Origin of the sequence: Enterobacter sp. PI-10 (assembly GCF_027947695.1) — a bacterium.
Classification (GTDB): domain Bacteria; phylum Pseudomonadota; class Gammaproteobacteria; order Enterobacterales; family Enterobacteriaceae; genus Enterobacter; species Enterobacter vonholyi.
The window spans coordinates 67,971-83,795 of record NZ_JAJNOG010000011.1 but is presented as its reverse complement, the minus strand read 5'-3'; the positions used below and the strand labels follow the sequence as shown (position 1 = coordinate 83,795).

Here is a 15,825-nt window from a genome sequence, read left to right as displayed (position 1 = left end):
TCTCTCTTAAGTTTACCCTGATTTCACCATGACGATGATTTTTTAGGAGTTGTGAACCAGGCTTAAGCGGGGAATATGGATCCCTTCACCTGGAGAACAATAATGATGAAACCAACGTTTTTGCGCTGGGTCGCCCTCGCCGCGCTGATGGCTGGCGGTACATTTAGCGTGGCGGCGAACCCGCCCGCGGCGCCTCCGGTCTCTTACGGCGTGGAGGAAGATGTTTTTCATCCCGTGCGGGCAACCCACGGCATGGTGGCATCCGTGGATGCGCTGGCGACCCGCGTGGGCGTCGATATTCTCAGACAGGGCGGTAACGCGGTGGATGCCGCGGTCGCCGTCGGCTACGCGCTGGCGGTGACGCACCCGCAAGCGGGGAACCTGGGCGGTGGCGGCTTTATGATGCTGCGCACCAAAGACGGGAAAACCACCGCCATCGACTTCCGTGAAATGGCGCCTTCTCAGGCGTCACGGGACATGTTCCTTGATGACCAGGGCAACCCGGACAGTAAAAAATCCCTGACCTCGCATCTCGCGTCCGGCACGCCGGGCACCGTTGCTGGCTTCTCGCTGGCGCTGGAAAAATACGGCTCGATGCCGCTAAACAAGGTGGTGCAGCCTGCCATCAAGCTGGCGCGGGAGGGCTTTGTGGTGAATGACGCGCTGGCAGACGACCTCAAAACCTACGGTAGCGAAGTCATTCCGAATCACGAAAACAGCAAGGCGATCTTCTGGAAAGATGGCGAGCCGCTGAAGAAGGGCGATAAGCTGGTGCAGAAGAACCTCGCCAAAAGCCTGGAGCTGATTGCGGAGCACGGTCCGGACGCCTTCTACAAAGGGGCGATTGCCGACCAGATTGCGGAAGAGATGCAGAAGAACGGCGGGCTCATCACCAAAGCGGATCTGGCGGACTACAGGGCGGTGGAGCGCGAGCCGATTAGCGGCACCTACCGCGGCTACGAGGTCTTCTCCATGCCGCCGCCGTCTTCCGGGGGCATTCACATCGTGCAGATCCTCAACATTCTTGAAAACTTCGATATGCACAAGTTCGGCTTCGGCAGCGCGGATGCCATGCAGATAATGGCGGAAGCGGAAAAACGCGCCTACGCCGACCGCTCGGAATATCTCGGCGATCCGGACTTCGTGAAGGTGCCATGGCAGGCGCTGACCAACAAGGCGTACGCCAAATCCATTGCCGATCAGATCGATATCAACAAGGCCAAGCCGTCGAGCGAGATCCGCCCCGGCAAGCTGGCGCCGTATGAAAGCAACCAGACCACCCACTTCTCGGTGGTGGATAAAGACGGTAACGCGGTGGCGGTGACCTATACGCTCAACACCACGTTTGGCACCGGGATTGTGGCGGGCAATAGCGGCATTCTGCTGAACAACGAGATGGATGACTTCTCCGCCAAGCCGGGCGTGCCGAACGTCTATGGGCTGGTCGGCGGTGATGCGAATGCGGTAGGGCCGAAGAAACGTCCGCTGTCGTCCATGTCGCCCACCATCGTGGTGAAAGAGGGCAAAACCTGGCTGGTAACCGGCAGCCCGGGCGGCAGCCGAATTATCACCACAGTATTGCAGATGGTGGTGAACAGCATTGACTTTGGGATGAACGTCGCCGAAGCCACCAACGCCCCGCGCTTCCATCATCAGTGGCTGCCGGACGAGCTGCGCGTCGAGAAGGGCTTTAGCCCGGACACCATTAAACTGCTTGAGCAGCGTGGGCAGAAGGTGGCGGTGAAAGAGGCGATGGGCAGCACCCAGAGCATTATGGTAGGGCCGGACGGAGCGCTGTTTGGCGCATCAGATCCGCGTTCGGTGGATGATTTGACGGCGGGGTATTGATGTATTGCCCGGTGGCGCTGCGCTTACCGGGCCTACAACTGCACGAACGTAGGCCGGGTAAGGCGAAGCCGCCACCCGGCAAATCACTACTTCATTCTCGCCATATAATACGCATCCACATACTCGCCGTTGCGCAGGGCAAATTTCTTGCCGGTCCCTTCGATTTCAAAACCAAAATTTTTATAGAGGGCAACTGCCGCGGGGTTATCGGCAAAGACCGTCAGTTCGATACGTTCAATGCGCAACCAGTTGTCACACAAGTTGATCATCTCGCTCATGAGCCTGCGGCCTACGCCGCGTCCCTGCATATCCGCAGCCACGCTGATGCCGAATGTGGCAACATGGCTGCGACGCGGGTTTTCCATTACGTCCAGCGCCATATGTCCAATAACGCGCTGGTCAAGACAGGCAACGAGATGGCGCCGGCCTGGTTTTGTCGCAACGCGTTCGTGCCACATTTCCATAGAAGGATGAGGGAGTTGTAGCGTGTCGTGATACACATCAGGATGCGACATGATGTCACGTAAAGCTTCTGCATCGCTGGGTTCGATGTGGCGTATCACTATCTCACTCATTCCTTGTTCCTCAGTCAGTTAAAAGTCCCTTCCAACATCAATGACTTTAAAATTTGAGTCAACCGCTATTTTTTGCAAAAAGTATTGGACAAGTGCGAATGAGAATGATTATTATTGCTCTGCATTCAGGAAGACCCCTACGGGAACCTGAAAGCACGACATTGCTCACATTGCTTCCAGTATTACTTTAGCCAGCTTTTAGCTGGCTTTTTTTTTGTTATGGTTAGACTCAGTAACCTTCCAAAAGGACTGAGCCATGACACTACACTGTGCATTTATTGGATTTGGTAAAAGCACCACCCGCTACCACCTGCCGTATGTCCTCAACCGTAAAGATACCTGGCATGTGGCCCATATCTACCGCCGCCGCGCGAAGCCGGAAGAGCAATCTCCGCAGTACTCCCACATCCACTTCACCAGCGATCTCGACGAGGTGCTTAACGACCCACAGGTGAAGCTGGTGATTGTCTGCACCCACGCCGACAGCCATTTTGACTATGCCAAACGCGCGCTCAATGCGGGTAAAAACGTGCTGGTAGAAAAGCCGTTCACCCCGACCATTGCCGAAGCGAAAGAGCTGTTCGCGCTGGCGAAAAGCAAAGGCCTGACCGTTACGCCGTACCAGAACCGTCGCTTTGACAGCTGCTTTCTGACGGCGAAAAAAGCGATTGAAAGCGGCAAGCTCAGCAACATCGTGGAAATCGAAAGTCACTTCGATTACTACCGTCCTGTGGCGGAAACGCAACCCGGACTGCCTCAGGATGGTTCGTTCTATGGTCTGGGCGTGCACACCATGGACCAGATCATCTCCCTGTTTGGCCGCCCGGACCACGTGGCGTATGACATTCGCAGCCTGCGCAACAAAGCCAATCCGGACGATACCTTCGAAGCCCAGCTGTTCTACGGCGACCTGAAGGCCATCGTCAAAACCAGCCACCTGGTGAAGATCGACTACCCGAAATTTATCGTTCACGGTACCCGGGGTTCGTTCATTAAGTACGGCATTGACCAGCAGGAGACCAGCCTGAAGGCCAATATCATGCCGGGCGAGCCGGGATTTGCCGCAGACGATTCCGTGGGCGTGCTGGAGTATGTGAACGACGAGGGCATGACGGTCACAGAAACGCTGAAGCCGGAAACCGGCGACTATGGCCGCGTCTACGATGCGCTGTTTGAGACCCTCACAAACGGCACGGCGAATTACGTCAAGGAATCTGACGTTCTGACCAACCTCGAAATCCTTGAGCGAGCCTTCGAACAGGCTTCTCCTGCCACGATAACCCTCGCGAAATAAGCAAAAACGGCTCCTCTGCGCTTGTTCATAATTTTTGAACAGAGGAGTCAATTTTCACCCTCTATGATCCCAGACCGTTTGCGTCCACACTTACTCCATCGAAACGAACTGAGGGTGAAAACAATGATCTACTTACGCAAAGCAAACGAACGTGGTCACGCGAATCATGGCTGGCTGGACTCATGGCATTCATTCTCGTTTGCCGACTACTACGACCCGAACTTCATGGGCTTCTCCGCGCTGCGCGTGATTAACGACGACGTGATTGATGCAGGCCAGGGCTTTGGTACCCACCCGCACAAAGACATGGAAATCCTGACCTATGTGCTGGAAGGCGCGGTTGAGCACCAGGACAGCATGGGCAACAAAGAGCAGGTTCCGGCGGGCGAGTTCCAGATTATGAGCGCGGGTACCGGGGTGCGTCACTCTGAGTACAACCCAAGCAAAACGGAAAAACTGCACCTGTATCAAATCTGGATCATTCCAGAAGAGACCGGCATCACGCCGCGCTACGAGCAGCGCCGCTTCGACGCCAAACAGGGTAAACAGCTGGTGCTCTCCCCGGATGCGCGTGAAGGTTCCCTGAAAGTGCATCAGGATATGGAGCTGTACCGCTGGGCGCTGGCGAAAGATGAACAGTCCGTGCATCAGATTGCCGCTAACCGCCGCGTCTGGATCCAGGTGGTGAAAGGGGAGGTGTCCATCAACGGCACCAAAGCGACAACCGCCGATGGTCTGGCCATCTGGGATGAGCAGGCGATCTCCGTGCATGCCGACAGCGAAAGCGAAATTCTGCTGTTTGACCTGCCGCCGGTGTAATAAAACATAAATAAATCCCCATCCTTCCCTTTGACAGGGGAAGGATGGGCTTTGTCCGTGGTAAACTGAGCAAATCTCTCACTTCAAGATTTCTCAGGACGATGAAAAAGAAACGCCCCGTACTTCAGGATGTCGCCGATCGCGTCGGTGTGACCAAAATGACGGTCAGCCGTTTTTTACGTAACCCGGAACAGGTTTCCGTAGCGTTACGTGGCAAGATTGCCGCTGCCCTTGATGAACTGGGTTATATCCCCAACCGCGCGCCCGATATTCTCTCCAATGCGACCAGCCGCGCGGTGGGCGTTCTGCTTCCTTCTTTGACCAACCAGGTTTTCGCCGAAGTATTACGTGGAATAGAAAGCGTCACCGATGCGTTTGGCTACCAGACCATGCTCGCCCACTACGGGTACAAGCCGGAACTCGAAGAGGAACGTCTTGAGTCGATGCTTTCCTGGAACATTGACGGCCTGATTTTAACCGAACGAACCCACACTGCCCGCACGCTCAAAATGATTGAAGTGGCCGGTATTCCGGTCGTGGAGCTGATGGACAGCCAGTCGCCGTGCCTCGACATCGCCGTCGGCTTTGATAACTTCGAAGCGGCGCGCCAGATGACGGCGGCCATTATCGCCCGCGGGCATCGTCATATCGCCTATCTGGGTGCGCGTCTTGATGAACGTACTATCATCAAACAGAAGGGATACGAGCAGGCGATGCTCGACGCGAACTTAACCCCGTACAGCGTGATGGTGGAGCAGTCCTCTTCCTATACGTCGGGTATTGAGCTGATGCGTCAGGCGCGACGCGAGTATCCGCAACTGGACGGTATTTTTTGTACCAACGATGACCTTGCGGTCGGCGCAGCGTTTGAGTGCCAGCGTCTGGGGCTGAAGATCCCTGATGATATGGCGATCGCCGGTTTCCACGGCCATGACATCGGTCAGGTGATGGAGCCGCGTCTGGCGAGCGTCCTGACCCCGCGTGAGCGTATGGGCCGCATTGGCGCAGAACGCCTGCTGGCGCGCATTCGTGGCGAGACGGTTACCCCGAAAATGTTAGATTTAGGTTTCACCTTGTCACCGGGTGGATCTATTTGAACTGACAAATTTGAAGTAGCTCACACTTATTCACTTCGCGCACGTTTGGATATTGCTTCTCTTTTGCCCCAGCAGGACAATGTTACCGATAACTGTTACCCGTAACAATTGACTGAGGGACACCCTTTGAGCACGACTAATCACGATCACCACGTCTACGTCCTGATGGGCGTTTCCGGTAGCGGGAAATCAGCCGTGGCCAGCGAAGTGGCGCATCAACTCCAGGCTGCGTTTCTTGATGGCGACTTCCTCCATCCGCGCAGCAACATCATGAAAATGGCCTCCGGCGAGCCGCTGAACGATGACGACCGCAAACCGTGGTTGCAGGCGCTGAATGACGCCGCGTTCGCTATGCAGCGTACCAATAAAGTCTCCCTGATCGTCTGCTCCGCGCTGAAAAAAACCTATCGCGACCTGCTGCGCGACGGCAACCCAAACCTCTCTTTCATCTACCTGAAAGGGGATTTCGAGGTGATTGAAAGCCGCCTGAAGGCGCGTAAAGGTCACTTCTTCAAAACCCAGATGCTGGTAACGCAGTTCGAAGCGCTGCAGGAGCCGGGTGAAGACGAGAAAGACGTCTTAGTGGTTGATATCGATCAGTCACTGGAGGGTGTTGTTGCCAGCACCATCGAGGTCATTAATAAAAGGCAGTAAGTTTTGAGTACATTAACGCTAGTTTTGACAGCAGTGGGTTCGGTATTGCTGCTGCTGTTTTTAGTGATGAAGGCGCGCATGCACGCCTTTGTTGCTTTGATGGTGGTTTCTATTGGTGCTGGTCTCTTTTCCGGTATGCCGCTCGACAAGATCGCCGCGACGATGGAAAAAGGGATGGGCGGTACGCTGGGCTTCCTGGCGATTGTGGTCGCGCTGGGCGCGATGTTTGGCAAGATTTTGCACGAGACGGGCGCGGTCGACCAGATTGCAGTGAAGATGCTGAAATCCTTTGGCCACAGCCGTGCGCACTACGCGATTGGCCTGGCAGGGCTGATTTGCGCGCTGCCGCTGTTCTTCGAAGTGGCCGTTGTGCTGCTGATAAGCGTCGCATTCTCCATGGCGCGCCATACTGGTACTAACCTCGTGAAGCTGGTCATTCCGCTGTTTGCGGGGGTGGCGGCGGCTGCGGCGTTTCTGCTGCCGGGGCCTGCGCCGATGCTGCTGGCCTCCCAGATGCACGCCGACTTTGGCTGGATGATCCTGATTGGCCTGTGCGCGGCAATCCCGGGGATGATTATCGCCGGTCCGCTGTGGGGCAACTTCATCAGCCGTTACGTTGAGCTGCATATTCCGGATGACGTCACCGAGCCGCACCTGGGCGAGGGCAAAATGCCGTCCTTCGGCTTCAGCCTGTCGCTGATCCTGTTGCCGCTGGTTCTGGTGGGTCTGAAAACCATCGCCGCGCGCTTTGTGCCGGTGGGGTCCACTGCCTACGAATGGTTTGAGTTCATCGGTCACCCGTTCACGGCGATCCTGGTGGCCTGTCTGGTGGCGATTTACGGCCTGGCGATGCGTCAGGGGATGCCGAAAGACCGGGTGATGGAGATCTGCGGTGCGGCGCTGCAGCCTGCGGGCATTATCCTGCTGGTGATCGGTGCCGGCGGCGTGTTCAAGCAGGTGCTGGTGGATTCCGGCGTTGGCCCGGCTCTGGGTGAAGCGCTGACCGGGATGGGCCTGCCAATTGCGGTGACCTGCTTTGTGCTGGCTGCGGCGGTACGTATCATCCAGGGTTCTGCTACCGTGGCGTGTTTAACCGCCGTGGGTCTGGTGATGCCGGTGATTGAACAGCTGAACTACTCCGGTGCCCAGATGGCCGCGCTTTCTATTTGTATCGCGGGCGGTTCGATTGTGGTCTCTCACGTTAACGACGCCGGCTTCTGGCTGTTCGGTAAGTTTACCGGTGCCACCGAAGCGCAAACTCTGAAAACCTGGACGCTGATGGAAACCATACTCGGCACGACGGGTGCGATTGTCGGGATGATTGCCTTTACGCTGCTCAGCTAAATGCAATGATTTAACAAGGCAAAAAAAAGGCCCGGTAGCGTTAACGCTTACCGGGCCTTTTATTATGCAGAACGTCAGGCCGGGTCAGGTGAAACCATCACCCGGGTTTTTAACATCACTCGCCCTGCGTGGCGCTCTCAATCGTCAAGCGCACGTCCGAGGTAATCAGCTCTGCGAGCATCTGGTAAACCTTCAGCGTCTCTTCCGGCTCGGCATCGCCTGTATCGCTGATGAAGCCTTCATCACGCAGCGTCAGTACCAGAGAACTAAAGACTGCTTTGTCGAAGAATTCAGGGGCGTTAATGCCGTGCAGAACGGACAGGCGCTGGGCCAGCGTCCGGCTTTCTTTCTCCAGTGTACCGCGGTTGATGGACGGGTTCGCACTCAGCAGCCAGAACGTAATGGCGTAGCGCTGCAGCGTTTCACGCGCACCGGCCGCCAGCAGCTGCAGGGTACGGGAGCGTGACGGATTGATGTGCAGCTCGTCGTTTGAAACAGCGATCAGCCCCTGGCGACGCATCTCTTCCGTCATCTTATCCAGTTCTGTCGCCAGCTCATCCTTACTCCAGCGCAGGAACAGCTCCGCTTTCAGCATCGGATAGATGGTCTCAAGATGGCGCAATAGCTCCTGACGGGAGATATGACGATGCTGGGTAATAATGGCGGCCATGAGCGACGGCAGCATCAGCATATGCGTGATGTTGTTGCGGTAGTAGGTCATCAGCACCGCCTGCTCGCGCGGCAGAATGATGATGTCGCCGATCGTGTCCTTTTCGACTTCAAACTTGTTCATCTGAAGCGCGTGATCGATAAGCTCACTGGCGGTCGCAGAAGGTACGGTCGAATCAACCGAATACGGCACGTTCCGCATCATATCCAGATAGCAATCCAGCTGCTCTGTGAGCTGTTCACGGGTCAGCGAGCGTTGGCGCGAAGCCAGCAGTGCCGTACAGCACAGGTTCATGGCATTAGCCGCACCGGCGTTGTTAATGCGCACCATCAGCTCGGACGCGATGCCGTTAACCGTTGGCGTTAGCCAGGCCGGACGCACCGCTTCGATAGGATCGATGGACTCGCGCCACTCCGGAACGTGATGGTTCAGGTACGTCATCAGCGGCATCGGCTCGCCGAAGTTAACGTAGCCCTGACCAAGATTGCGCAACTTGCTCAAGCCGCGCAGCATCTGCGGCAGGCTCTCTTTCTCTTTGGTCGCGCCACGCAGCTCTTTCGCGTACGTGCCCACTTCCATCACGTGCTCGTAGCCAATGTAGATAGGCACCAGCGTAATCGGACGGGTACCTCCGCGCAGCATGGCCTGGATGGTCATCGACAGCGTGCCGGTCTTCGGATCGAGCAGACGACCGGTACGGGAACGCCCGCCCTCCACGAAGTACTCCACGGAATAGCCGCGGCTGAACAGCTCGCCCAGATACTCGCGGAACACGGTGGAGTAGAGCTTGTTACCCTTGAAGGTACGACGAATAAAGAACGCGCCCAGGCGGCGGAAAATCGGACCTGCTGGCCAGAAATTCAGGTTGATACCGGCAGCAATGTGCGGCGGTACCAGCCCCTGATGATAGAGCACGTAGGAAAGGAGCAGGTAGTCCATGTGGCTGCGGTGGCAGGGGACATAGACAATCTCATGGCCATCATGCGCCAGCTGACGCACGCGCTCGGCGTTATGGACGTTGATGCCCTGATACAGGCGGTTCCACGTAAAGCCGAGAATACGATCGGAAAGGCGAATCATCTCGTAAGAGAAGTTCGCTGCAATCTCTTCCATCAGCGCAATGGCGTTCTGCTGGGCTTTCTCATGCGAAATTTTCTTGCTGCGCGCTTCATCTTCAACGGCGCGGGCAATCGCTTTGGAAGCCAGCAGCTTGTTGAACAGATCCTGACGCGCCGGGAGGCGTGGCCCTACGGCAGCGAGGCGCTGACGGGCGAAGTGCATACGCGCCACGCGCGCCAGTTTTTGCGCGATGATCTTGTCGGTGCCGTGCTCGTCCGCCATGCGACGCAGCGAAACGGAAGGGGAGAAACGCACAAAGCTGTCGCGTCCCAGCCAGGAGACCGCGAAGAACTTCTGGATGCCGTTAAGCATGCGCAGCGGCGGATTCTCTTCACCTTTTTCGCGGCCCGGACGACGACCAAACATCACCGATACCGGCACCATCTGCACATCCAGATCGGGGTTGCTGCGGTGCAGGTCGAGATAGTCATGGAACAGCTTGATGGACTCTTCTTTCGGCGTGTAATAGGTAAACACGCGCGGCCCGCCGTGGATGAACACGTAGCGCGGCAGCAGCGTACCGTCAACTTCCAGCGGTTCAAGCGGATCTGGTAAGTCATGCGCCAGACACTGGGCGCGAAGCGTCAGTAAGTCAGCCTTCGAGTTATAAGGCAAAACGTACATAATGGGACGCGACGTATCGAGCCCCAGTTCCAGCGCGGGTTCTGCTGGGATAGACTTGCTTTTTACCAGGATGCTTAATGGTAAATTAAGTAATTTGTAGTAAATTCGTGGCCAGCCGGACATAAACGATGTAAAGCCTCTGGTTAATAATGCAATTGCGGCGCAAGGATAACAGAAAGCGCGCAAAATTTCTGTTGTTACCCGTCATACTTCAGGCTGTAGCGAAACGCTCTACGGCTCCTGTTACTGACGCTCTTTTTTAAAAAAGGTTCTTTTAATGGCCAATAATACCACTGGGTTAACACGTATCATCAAAGCCGCCGGCTATTCATGGAAAGGTTTCCGTGCCGCATGGGCCAACGAGGCCGCGTTTCGCCAGGAGGGCGTCGCCGCTATCATCGCGGTGATCGTCGCCTGTTTCCTTGATGTTAATGCTATTACCCGCGTACTTCTTATCGGTTCCGTACTTCTGGTGATGATAGTGGAAATTCTTAATAGCGCTATTGAGGCCGTTGTGGATCGCATCGGTTCCGATTTCCATGAGCTTTCTGGCCGCGCAAAAGACATGGGATCTGCTGCCGTATTACTGGCGATTATCACTGCCGTTATCACCTGGGTCACGCTGCTTTGGTCACATTTCCGATGAGCCTCGAGGAATAATTAAGTCCCTGGTTTTTTGTGCAGTTTTTGGTTCCAAAATCGCCTTTGACTGTATATACTCACAGCATAACTGTATATACACCCAGGGGGCGGAATGAAAGCGTTAACGACCAGGCAGCAAGAGGTGTTTGATCTCATCCGGGATCATATCGGCCAGACGGGTATGCCACCTACGCGTGCGGAAATCGCGCAGCGTCTGGGTTTCCGTTCTCCGAATGCTGCCGAAGAACACCTGAAAGCGCTGGCGCGTAAAGGCGTGATTGAGATTGTATCAGGCGCGTCACGCGGTATCCGACTGCTGGTAGAAGAAGAGACGGGCATTCCGCTGGTAGGTCGTGTTGCTGCCGGTGAGCCTTTACTGGCACAGCAGCATATTGAAGGTCATTACCAGGTCGATCCAGCCATGTTCAAGCCGAGCGCTGATTTTCTGCTGCGCGTTAGCGGCATGTCGATGAAAGACATCGGTATTCTTGACGGCGATCTGCTTGCGGTACATAAAACGCAGGATGTGCGTAACGGCCAGGTGGTTGTCGCGCGCATTGACGATGAAGTCACCGTCAAACGTCTGAAAAAACAGGGTAACACCGTTCAGTTGCTGCCTGAAAACAACGAGTTCACCCCAATTGTGGTCGATCTCCGCGAACAGAACTTCTCTATCGAAGGTCTGGCAGTAGGCGTGATTCGTAACGGTGAATGGCTGTAATCTCTTCCTGACAGGCTACGCTTCCGCTGTAGCCTGTTCATCTACCTTTCCCGGTATTTCGCATGTCACTACTGACGGCATCAGATAAGGCATTGTGGCGTCTTGCCCTGCCGATGATTTTCTCCAATATTACCGTGCCTTTACTGGGACTGGTTGATACTGCCGTTATAGGCCATCTTGATTCACCGGTTTATCTTGGCGGCGTGGCGATTGGCGCGACGGCAACCAGCTTCCTGTTTATGCTGCTGCTCTTTTTACGCATGAGCACCACCGGTCTTACCGCACAGGCTTATGGTGCGAAAGATCCGCTGCGTCTGGCGCGTGCGCTGGTGCAGCCGCTGATACTCGCGCTTGGCGCGGGTGCATTAATCGTTGTATTGCGGACACCCCTGATCGATCTTGCGCTTCATATCGTTGGCGGCAGCGAGGCGGTACTGGATCAGGCGCGACGTTTCCTTGAAATCCGCTGGCTCAGCGCGCCAGCGTCGCTGGCTAACCTGGTTCTGCTGGGGTGGCTACTGGGCGTTCAGTATGCACGGGCGCCAGTGATTTTGCTGGTGGTGGGCAACCTTCTCAACATTGTGCTGGATATCTGGCTGGTGATGGGCCTGCATATGAACGTGCGGGGCGCGGCGCTGGCGACGGCGATTGCCGAATACGGGACCTTTATCATTGGCTTGTGGATGGTCTGGCGCGTGCTGGCGATGCGCGGGATCTCTCTGGCGCTGCTCAAAACCGCATGGTGTGGCAATATCCGTAAGCTGCTGGCCCTCAACCGTGACATCATGCTGCGCTCGCTGCTTCTTCAGCTCTGCTTCGGCGCGCTGACGGTTTTCGGGGCTCGACTGGGGCCAGAAATCGTGGCGGTCAACGCGATATTGATGACGCTTCTGACCTTTACCGCCTATGCGCTGGACGGTTTTGCCTACGCGGTTGAAGCGCATTCCGGGCAGGCGTACGGTGCGCGAGAAAGCGGGCAGCTTCGGGCTGTCTGGCGGGCAGCCTGCCGTCAGTCGGGACTGGTGGCGCTGGCCTTTGGTCTGGTTTACGCCTGCTTTGGTGAGCAGATCGTTGCATTGCTGACGTCTATACCTGCTCTGCGCGAGCTGGCGAGTCACTATCTCCTCTGGCAAGTCATCTTACCGGTGGTCGGCGTCTGGTGTTATCTGCTGGACGGCATGTTTATTGGTGCGACGCGCGGAGCGGAAATGCGCAACAGCATGGCGGTCGCGGCGGCAGGGTTTGGTCTGACGCTGCTAACGCTTCCCTGGCTGGGTAATCACGGTTTGTGGCTGGCCCTGGCCGTCTTCCTCTCGCTGCGCGGGTTATCGCTGGCGTTTATCTGGCACCGCCACTGGCAAAACGATACCTGGTTCTCTTCGCGCCACGATATATCGTGACGGTTAAAGATTCCGAATATGAAATTAACTACGGAATCCTTAACTACAATAATTATCACGTCCAGCAGAAAAGAACGTAACGGACGTTACGACCCGACGCTTAACTAAGAGGACACGATGATGAATAAAGACGAAATCGGCGGCAACTGGAAGCAGTTCAAAGGTAAAGCGAAAGAAAAGTGGGGTAAGCTGACTGATGACGATATGACCGTCATTGAAGGTAAACGCGATCAGCTTGTCGGTAAAATTCAGGAACGTTACGGCTACGCGAAAGATCAGGCGGAAAACGAAGTCAAAGACTGGGAAACCCGTAACGACTACCGCTGGTAACGCTGAATAACCCACAGGGCGGCTCTAAGCCGCCTTATCTTTTGCCGCTAACGCGGCTTTTTCTTCACCAGGATAGAGTGGTCGTGCTGACACGCGTCCTGATGACGACAGGCTTCCACCTCCACGCACGCGGAACAGAGCCCGTGGGCTTCAATCACGTTATGACGCAGGGCAAAGCCCATTTTCGCTGCCAGCGTATGCATTATATCTTCCACGCCTTCCGCAGCTTCTTCTTTCACCACGCCGCAGCGGTCACAGATAAACATCGCCGATGTGTGGGTGGGCTGATCGAACAGATGGCACAGCACATAGCTGTTGGTGGATTCCACCTTGTGCACGAACCCTTGTTCCAGCAGGAAATCCAGTGCGCGATAAACCGTCGGCGGCTTTGCCTGCGGCTCGCTTTCGCGGAGCAGGTCGAGCAGATCGTAGGCGCTGATAGCACCCTGCTGCAGGCTCATCAGGCGTAATACTTCAAGGCGCTGCGGAGTCAGGCGCACATTGCGTTGCGCACACAGCTTTTCGGCCTGCGCTAACAGCTCTTTTGTGGACTTATCCATGTAGCACCCCGGATGTTATAGGACGGAAAACCCTCACTTTATCATGTTCTGGTAAAAACGCCGAGATCCGCCAGTCTGTGCTATACCTGACCCATTACAAACCGGGAAATAAACAATGAAAAAACCTGACTGTATTCGGCACTGGCGCGACGTAGAAGGCGCGGATGATTCGACCTATCCAGATAGCGATGAGCTTTTTTCTATCGGCGCCCCGCTGGCTCGAAAGCTTGGGCTCGGGCGTATTGGCATCCATCATGAGCGCCTGCCGCCTGGGCGCAGGACGTCCTATCCGCACGCGGAGAGCGACGAAGAAGAGTTTATTTACGTGCTTGAAGGCCACCCTGACGCCTGGATTAATGGCTACTTGTGGAAGCTGGAGCCTGGCGACAGCGTAGGTTTTCCCGCCGGTACCGGCATCTGTCATACCTTTATCAACAACACGGACGACGAGGTTCGGCTCCTGGTCGTTGGCGAGGCCAACAAGAAGCATAACCGCATATACTATCCGCTTAATCCGGTTTATGCCGCTACCCGAGAGGATCGCTGGGTAGACCACCCGCCCCAGTTTTTTGGACCGCATGATGGAAAACCTGGGAAAAAATAATTTCCTCTTCTATAAATATTGAGGGCCGTCACAAAATATAACAGGCCGTAAGGGAGTTTTACTTAGGGATAGAAATAGCGGGTCTTTTACTACTTATTCACAGCAATAGTTCGTTCCTGTTTGGGTGATAACAGACAGGGGTTATTTCATAACAGACTATAACGGGCATACTGTGAAAAAAAATTTTAAATTTTCGGTGGTTAGTATCGCTGTTTCCTTGTTTATGGCAAATCAGGCGGGAGCAGCCAATACCTGGACAGAATCACGAAGCGACGCAATGGGTGGCACTGGCGTTGCCTCCGGGAGCTATGGCAGTGGGGCATTAATCAACCCCGCGCTGCTGGCAAAGGCAAAACCTGACGATGATGTGACGGTCATTTTGCCGTCCGTTGGCGTACAGGTAACGGATGAGGACAATCTTCAGGACGAGATTGATACCATCAACGACAAAATCAATCACTACAAGGATGTGGTTGATAATCTCACGCCAAGAGAAATTATCACCAATCCATTAGGTTCCATTAATCAATTCCAGGGCGCGGCCAAAGATCTGGCCGATGAGCTGGACTATCTCAAAGGCAAAACCGCACGCGCAACGGCTGGTGCAGGGCTTGCGGTGAGTATCCCTAACGATGTCCTTTCGGTAGCCTTCATGGCGAAAGGCTATGCCCATGGCCGGGTGAGCTCGTCTATCGATCAGCAGGATATTGATTACCTTCGCGGTATTCAACGCAGTAATGTGGTGGCTGCCGGTGTTGCACTGGACGCTGCGCTGAACGGCACGGATCAGATCACTAAAAACCTCAACTCAACCGCGTCTGGCCGGGCAGCGATTGTCTCAGACTATGGTGTTGCCGTTGCCCGCCAGTTTGACCTCGGCGGCGTCCCTGTTTCCGTGGGCGTGACGCCAAAGCTGCAAAAAACCTGGGTCTATAACTACACCACGTCAATCTACGATTACGACAGTAACAAGTGGAACGATAGCCGCTACCGCACTGACGATACGGGCTTTAACGTGGATGCCGGTATTGCGGCCGATTTTGGCGAACACTGGACCGTTGGCGTGAGCGGACAAAACCTGATGTCGCGCGATATCGACACCAAAGATATCCGTATCCGCAACGGCCGTACGGGAGAAGTGGTGAGCTATAAAGACACCTATCAGATCCGCCCGCTGGTAACCGCCGGTGCCGCCTGGCACAACGACCTGGTGACGCTGACCGCCGATGGCGATCTGACCGAAACCAAAGGCTTCAAGAGCGAAGATACGTCGCAGTACGTGGGTGTCGGTGCCGAGGTGACGCCGCTGAGCTGGCTGGCGGTGCGTGCGGGTTATCGTGCAGACGTGAAGGGTAACGACAGCAATGTCTTTACCGGCGGTGTCGGTTTCGCGCCGTTTAGCACCGTGCATGTTGACCTGATGGGCCTGTACGGTGAAGACGAAACCTGGGGCGCAGGGGCTCAGCTGAGCATGACGTTCTAAAGTCCACCGGAGGCGCTGCGCCTCCGGCTTTTCTTTGTGCT

15 protein-coding genes are annotated in these 15,825 nt (G+C 55.6%); 12 read left to right on the top strand and 3 right to left on the bottom strand.

Annotated features, from left to right (window positions below; translation table 11 throughout):
• The first annotated feature begins 102 nt into the window (after positions 1-102).
• Positions 103-1,848 carry a gamma-glutamyltransferase gene (gene ggt / locus LRM19_RS19330; protein ID WP_271369648.1) on the top strand — a complete coding sequence of 582 codons (1,746 nt, stop codon included), beginning with the start codon at positions 103-105 and terminating at the stop codon, positions 1,846-1,848.
• Positions 1,849-1,934: 86 nt separating this feature from the next.
• Here ggt and yhhY read toward each other — a convergent pair whose 3' ends face one another.
• Complete coding sequence (yhhY, locus tag LRM19_RS19325) at positions 1,935-2,423, bottom strand: N-acetyltransferase (RefSeq protein WP_021242744.1); 489 nt, start codon at positions 2,421-2,423, stop codon at positions 1,935-1,937.
• Between the two features lie 256 nt (positions 2,424-2,679).
• Between yhhY and LRM19_RS19320 the strand changes: the two genes are divergently transcribed.
• The 5 genes from LRM19_RS19320 to gntU all read left to right on the top strand — a co-directional run bounded on the left by LRM19_RS19320 (position 2,680) and on the right by gntU (position 7,631).
• A complete protein-coding gene (locus LRM19_RS19320; RefSeq protein ID WP_271369647.1) occupies positions 2,680-3,717 on the top strand; it encodes an oxidoreductase in 1,038 nt (345 codons plus the stop codon).
• A 123-nt stretch (positions 3,718-3,840) separates the two neighbouring features.
• On the top strand, positions 3,841-4,536 hold the full coding sequence (locus LRM19_RS19315; protein WP_008503360.1) for a pirin family protein: 696 nt from the start codon (positions 3,841-3,843) through the stop codon (positions 4,534-4,536).
• A 101-nt stretch (positions 4,537-4,637) separates the two neighbouring features.
• The gene (gene gntR / locus LRM19_RS19310) at positions 4,638-5,633 is read left to right on the top strand and encodes a gluconate operon transcriptional repressor GntR (RefSeq protein ID WP_021242747.1); all 996 of its coding nucleotides are present in this window, start codon (positions 4,638-4,640) and stop codon (positions 5,631-5,633) included.
• A 126-nt stretch (positions 5,634-5,759) separates the two neighbouring features.
• The gene (gntK, locus tag LRM19_RS19305; protein ID WP_008503362.1) at positions 5,760-6,287 is read left to right on the top strand and encodes a gluconokinase; all 528 of its coding nucleotides are present in this window, start codon (positions 5,760-5,762) and stop codon (positions 6,285-6,287) included.
• A gap of 3 nt (positions 6,288-6,290) precedes the next feature.
• Positions 6,291-7,631: a gluconate transporter gene (gene gntU, locus LRM19_RS19300; protein ID WP_127729256.1), complete on the top strand. Its 1,341-nt coding sequence runs from the start codon at positions 6,291-6,293 to the stop codon at positions 7,629-7,631.
• Positions 7,632-7,746: 115 nt separating this feature from the next.
• Here gntU and plsB read toward each other — a convergent pair whose 3' ends face one another.
• Positions 7,747-10,167: a glycerol-3-phosphate 1-O-acyltransferase PlsB gene (gene plsB, locus LRM19_RS19295; RefSeq protein WP_115876928.1), complete on the bottom strand. Its 2,421-nt coding sequence runs from the start codon at positions 10,165-10,167 to the stop codon at positions 7,747-7,749.
• 154 nt (positions 10,168-10,321) lie between these two features.
• Here plsB and LRM19_RS19290 point away from each other — a divergent pair, with 154 nt between their 5' ends.
• The 4 genes from LRM19_RS19290 (at position 10,322) to LRM19_RS19275 (ending at position 13,137) form a co-directional block, all read left to right on the top strand.
• Entirely contained in the window at positions 10,322-10,690 is a 369-nt protein-coding gene (locus tag LRM19_RS19290) for a diacylglycerol kinase (RefSeq protein ID WP_271369646.1), read from the top strand.
• Positions 10,691-10,798: 108 nt separating this feature from the next.
• The gene (gene lexA, locus LRM19_RS19285; RefSeq protein WP_111964211.1) at positions 10,799-11,407 is read left to right on the top strand and encodes a transcriptional repressor LexA; all 609 of its coding nucleotides are present in this window, start codon (positions 10,799-10,801) and stop codon (positions 11,405-11,407) included.
• Positions 11,408-11,469: 62 nt separating this feature from the next.
• A complete protein-coding gene (gene dinF, locus LRM19_RS19280; RefSeq protein ID WP_271369645.1) occupies positions 11,470-12,807 on the top strand; it encodes an MATE family efflux transporter DinF in 1,338 nt (445 codons plus the stop codon).
• Positions 12,808-12,927: 120 nt separating this feature from the next.
• Positions 12,928-13,137, top strand: a complete 210-nt coding sequence (locus tag LRM19_RS19275) for a CsbD family protein (RefSeq protein WP_024906712.1) — start codon at positions 12,928-12,930, stop codon at positions 13,135-13,137.
• Positions 13,138-13,184: 47 nt separating this feature from the next.
• Here LRM19_RS19275 and zur read toward each other — a convergent pair whose 3' ends face one another.
• Complete coding sequence (zur, locus tag LRM19_RS19270; RefSeq protein WP_008503369.1) at positions 13,185-13,697, bottom strand: zinc uptake transcriptional repressor Zur; 513 nt, start codon at positions 13,695-13,697, stop codon at positions 13,185-13,187.
• 115 nt (positions 13,698-13,812) lie between these two features.
• Here zur and LRM19_RS19265 point away from each other — a divergent pair, with 115 nt between their 5' ends.
• The gene (locus tag LRM19_RS19265) at positions 13,813-14,301 is read left to right on the top strand and encodes a cupin domain-containing protein (protein WP_127729258.1); all 489 of its coding nucleotides are present in this window, start codon (positions 13,813-13,815) and stop codon (positions 14,299-14,301) included.
• 172 nt (positions 14,302-14,473) lie between these two features.
• Positions 14,474-15,784: a conjugal transfer protein TraF gene (locus LRM19_RS19260; RefSeq protein WP_115876924.1), complete on the top strand. Its 1,311-nt coding sequence runs from the start codon at positions 14,474-14,476 to the stop codon at positions 15,782-15,784.
• The last annotated feature ends 41 nt before the right edge of the window (positions 15,785-15,825 follow it).

Bases quoted from the DNA above. Each gene is read 5' to 3' on its own strand.
- ggt (WP_271369648.1), top strand. From the start codon at position 103: ATGATGAAACCAACGTTTTTGCGCTGGGTCGCCCTCGCCGCGCTGATG.
- yhhY (WP_021242744.1), bottom strand. From the start codon at position 2,423: ATGAGTGAGATAGTGATACGCCACATCGAACCCAGCGATGCAGAAGCT.
- LRM19_RS19320 (WP_271369647.1), top strand. From the start codon at position 2,680: ATGACACTACACTGTGCATTTATTGGATTTGGTAAAAGCACCACCCGC.
- LRM19_RS19315 (WP_008503360.1), top strand. From the start codon at position 3,841: ATGATCTACTTACGCAAAGCAAACGAACGTGGTCACGCGAATCATGGC.
- gntR (WP_021242747.1), top strand. From the start codon at position 4,638: ATGAAAAAGAAACGCCCCGTACTTCAGGATGTCGCCGATCGCGTCGGT.
- plsB (WP_115876928.1), bottom strand. From the start codon at position 10,167: ATGTCCGGCTGGCCACGAATTTACTACAAATTACTTAATTTACCATTA.
- LRM19_RS19290 (WP_271369646.1), top strand. From the start codon at position 10,322: ATGGCCAATAATACCACTGGGTTAACACGTATCATCAAAGCCGCCGGC.
- lexA (WP_111964211.1), top strand. From the start codon at position 10,799: ATGAAAGCGTTAACGACCAGGCAGCAAGAGGTGTTTGATCTCATCCGG.
- dinF (WP_271369645.1), top strand. From the start codon at position 11,470: ATGTCACTACTGACGGCATCAGATAAGGCATTGTGGCGTCTTGCCCTG.
- LRM19_RS19275 (WP_024906712.1), top strand. From the start codon at position 12,928: ATGAATAAAGACGAAATCGGCGGCAACTGGAAGCAGTTCAAAGGTAAA.
- zur (WP_008503369.1), bottom strand. From the start codon at position 13,697: ATGGATAAGTCCACAAAAGAGCTGTTAGCGCAGGCCGAAAAGCTGTGT.
- LRM19_RS19265 (WP_127729258.1), top strand. From the start codon at position 13,813: ATGAAAAAACCTGACTGTATTCGGCACTGGCGCGACGTAGAAGGCGCG.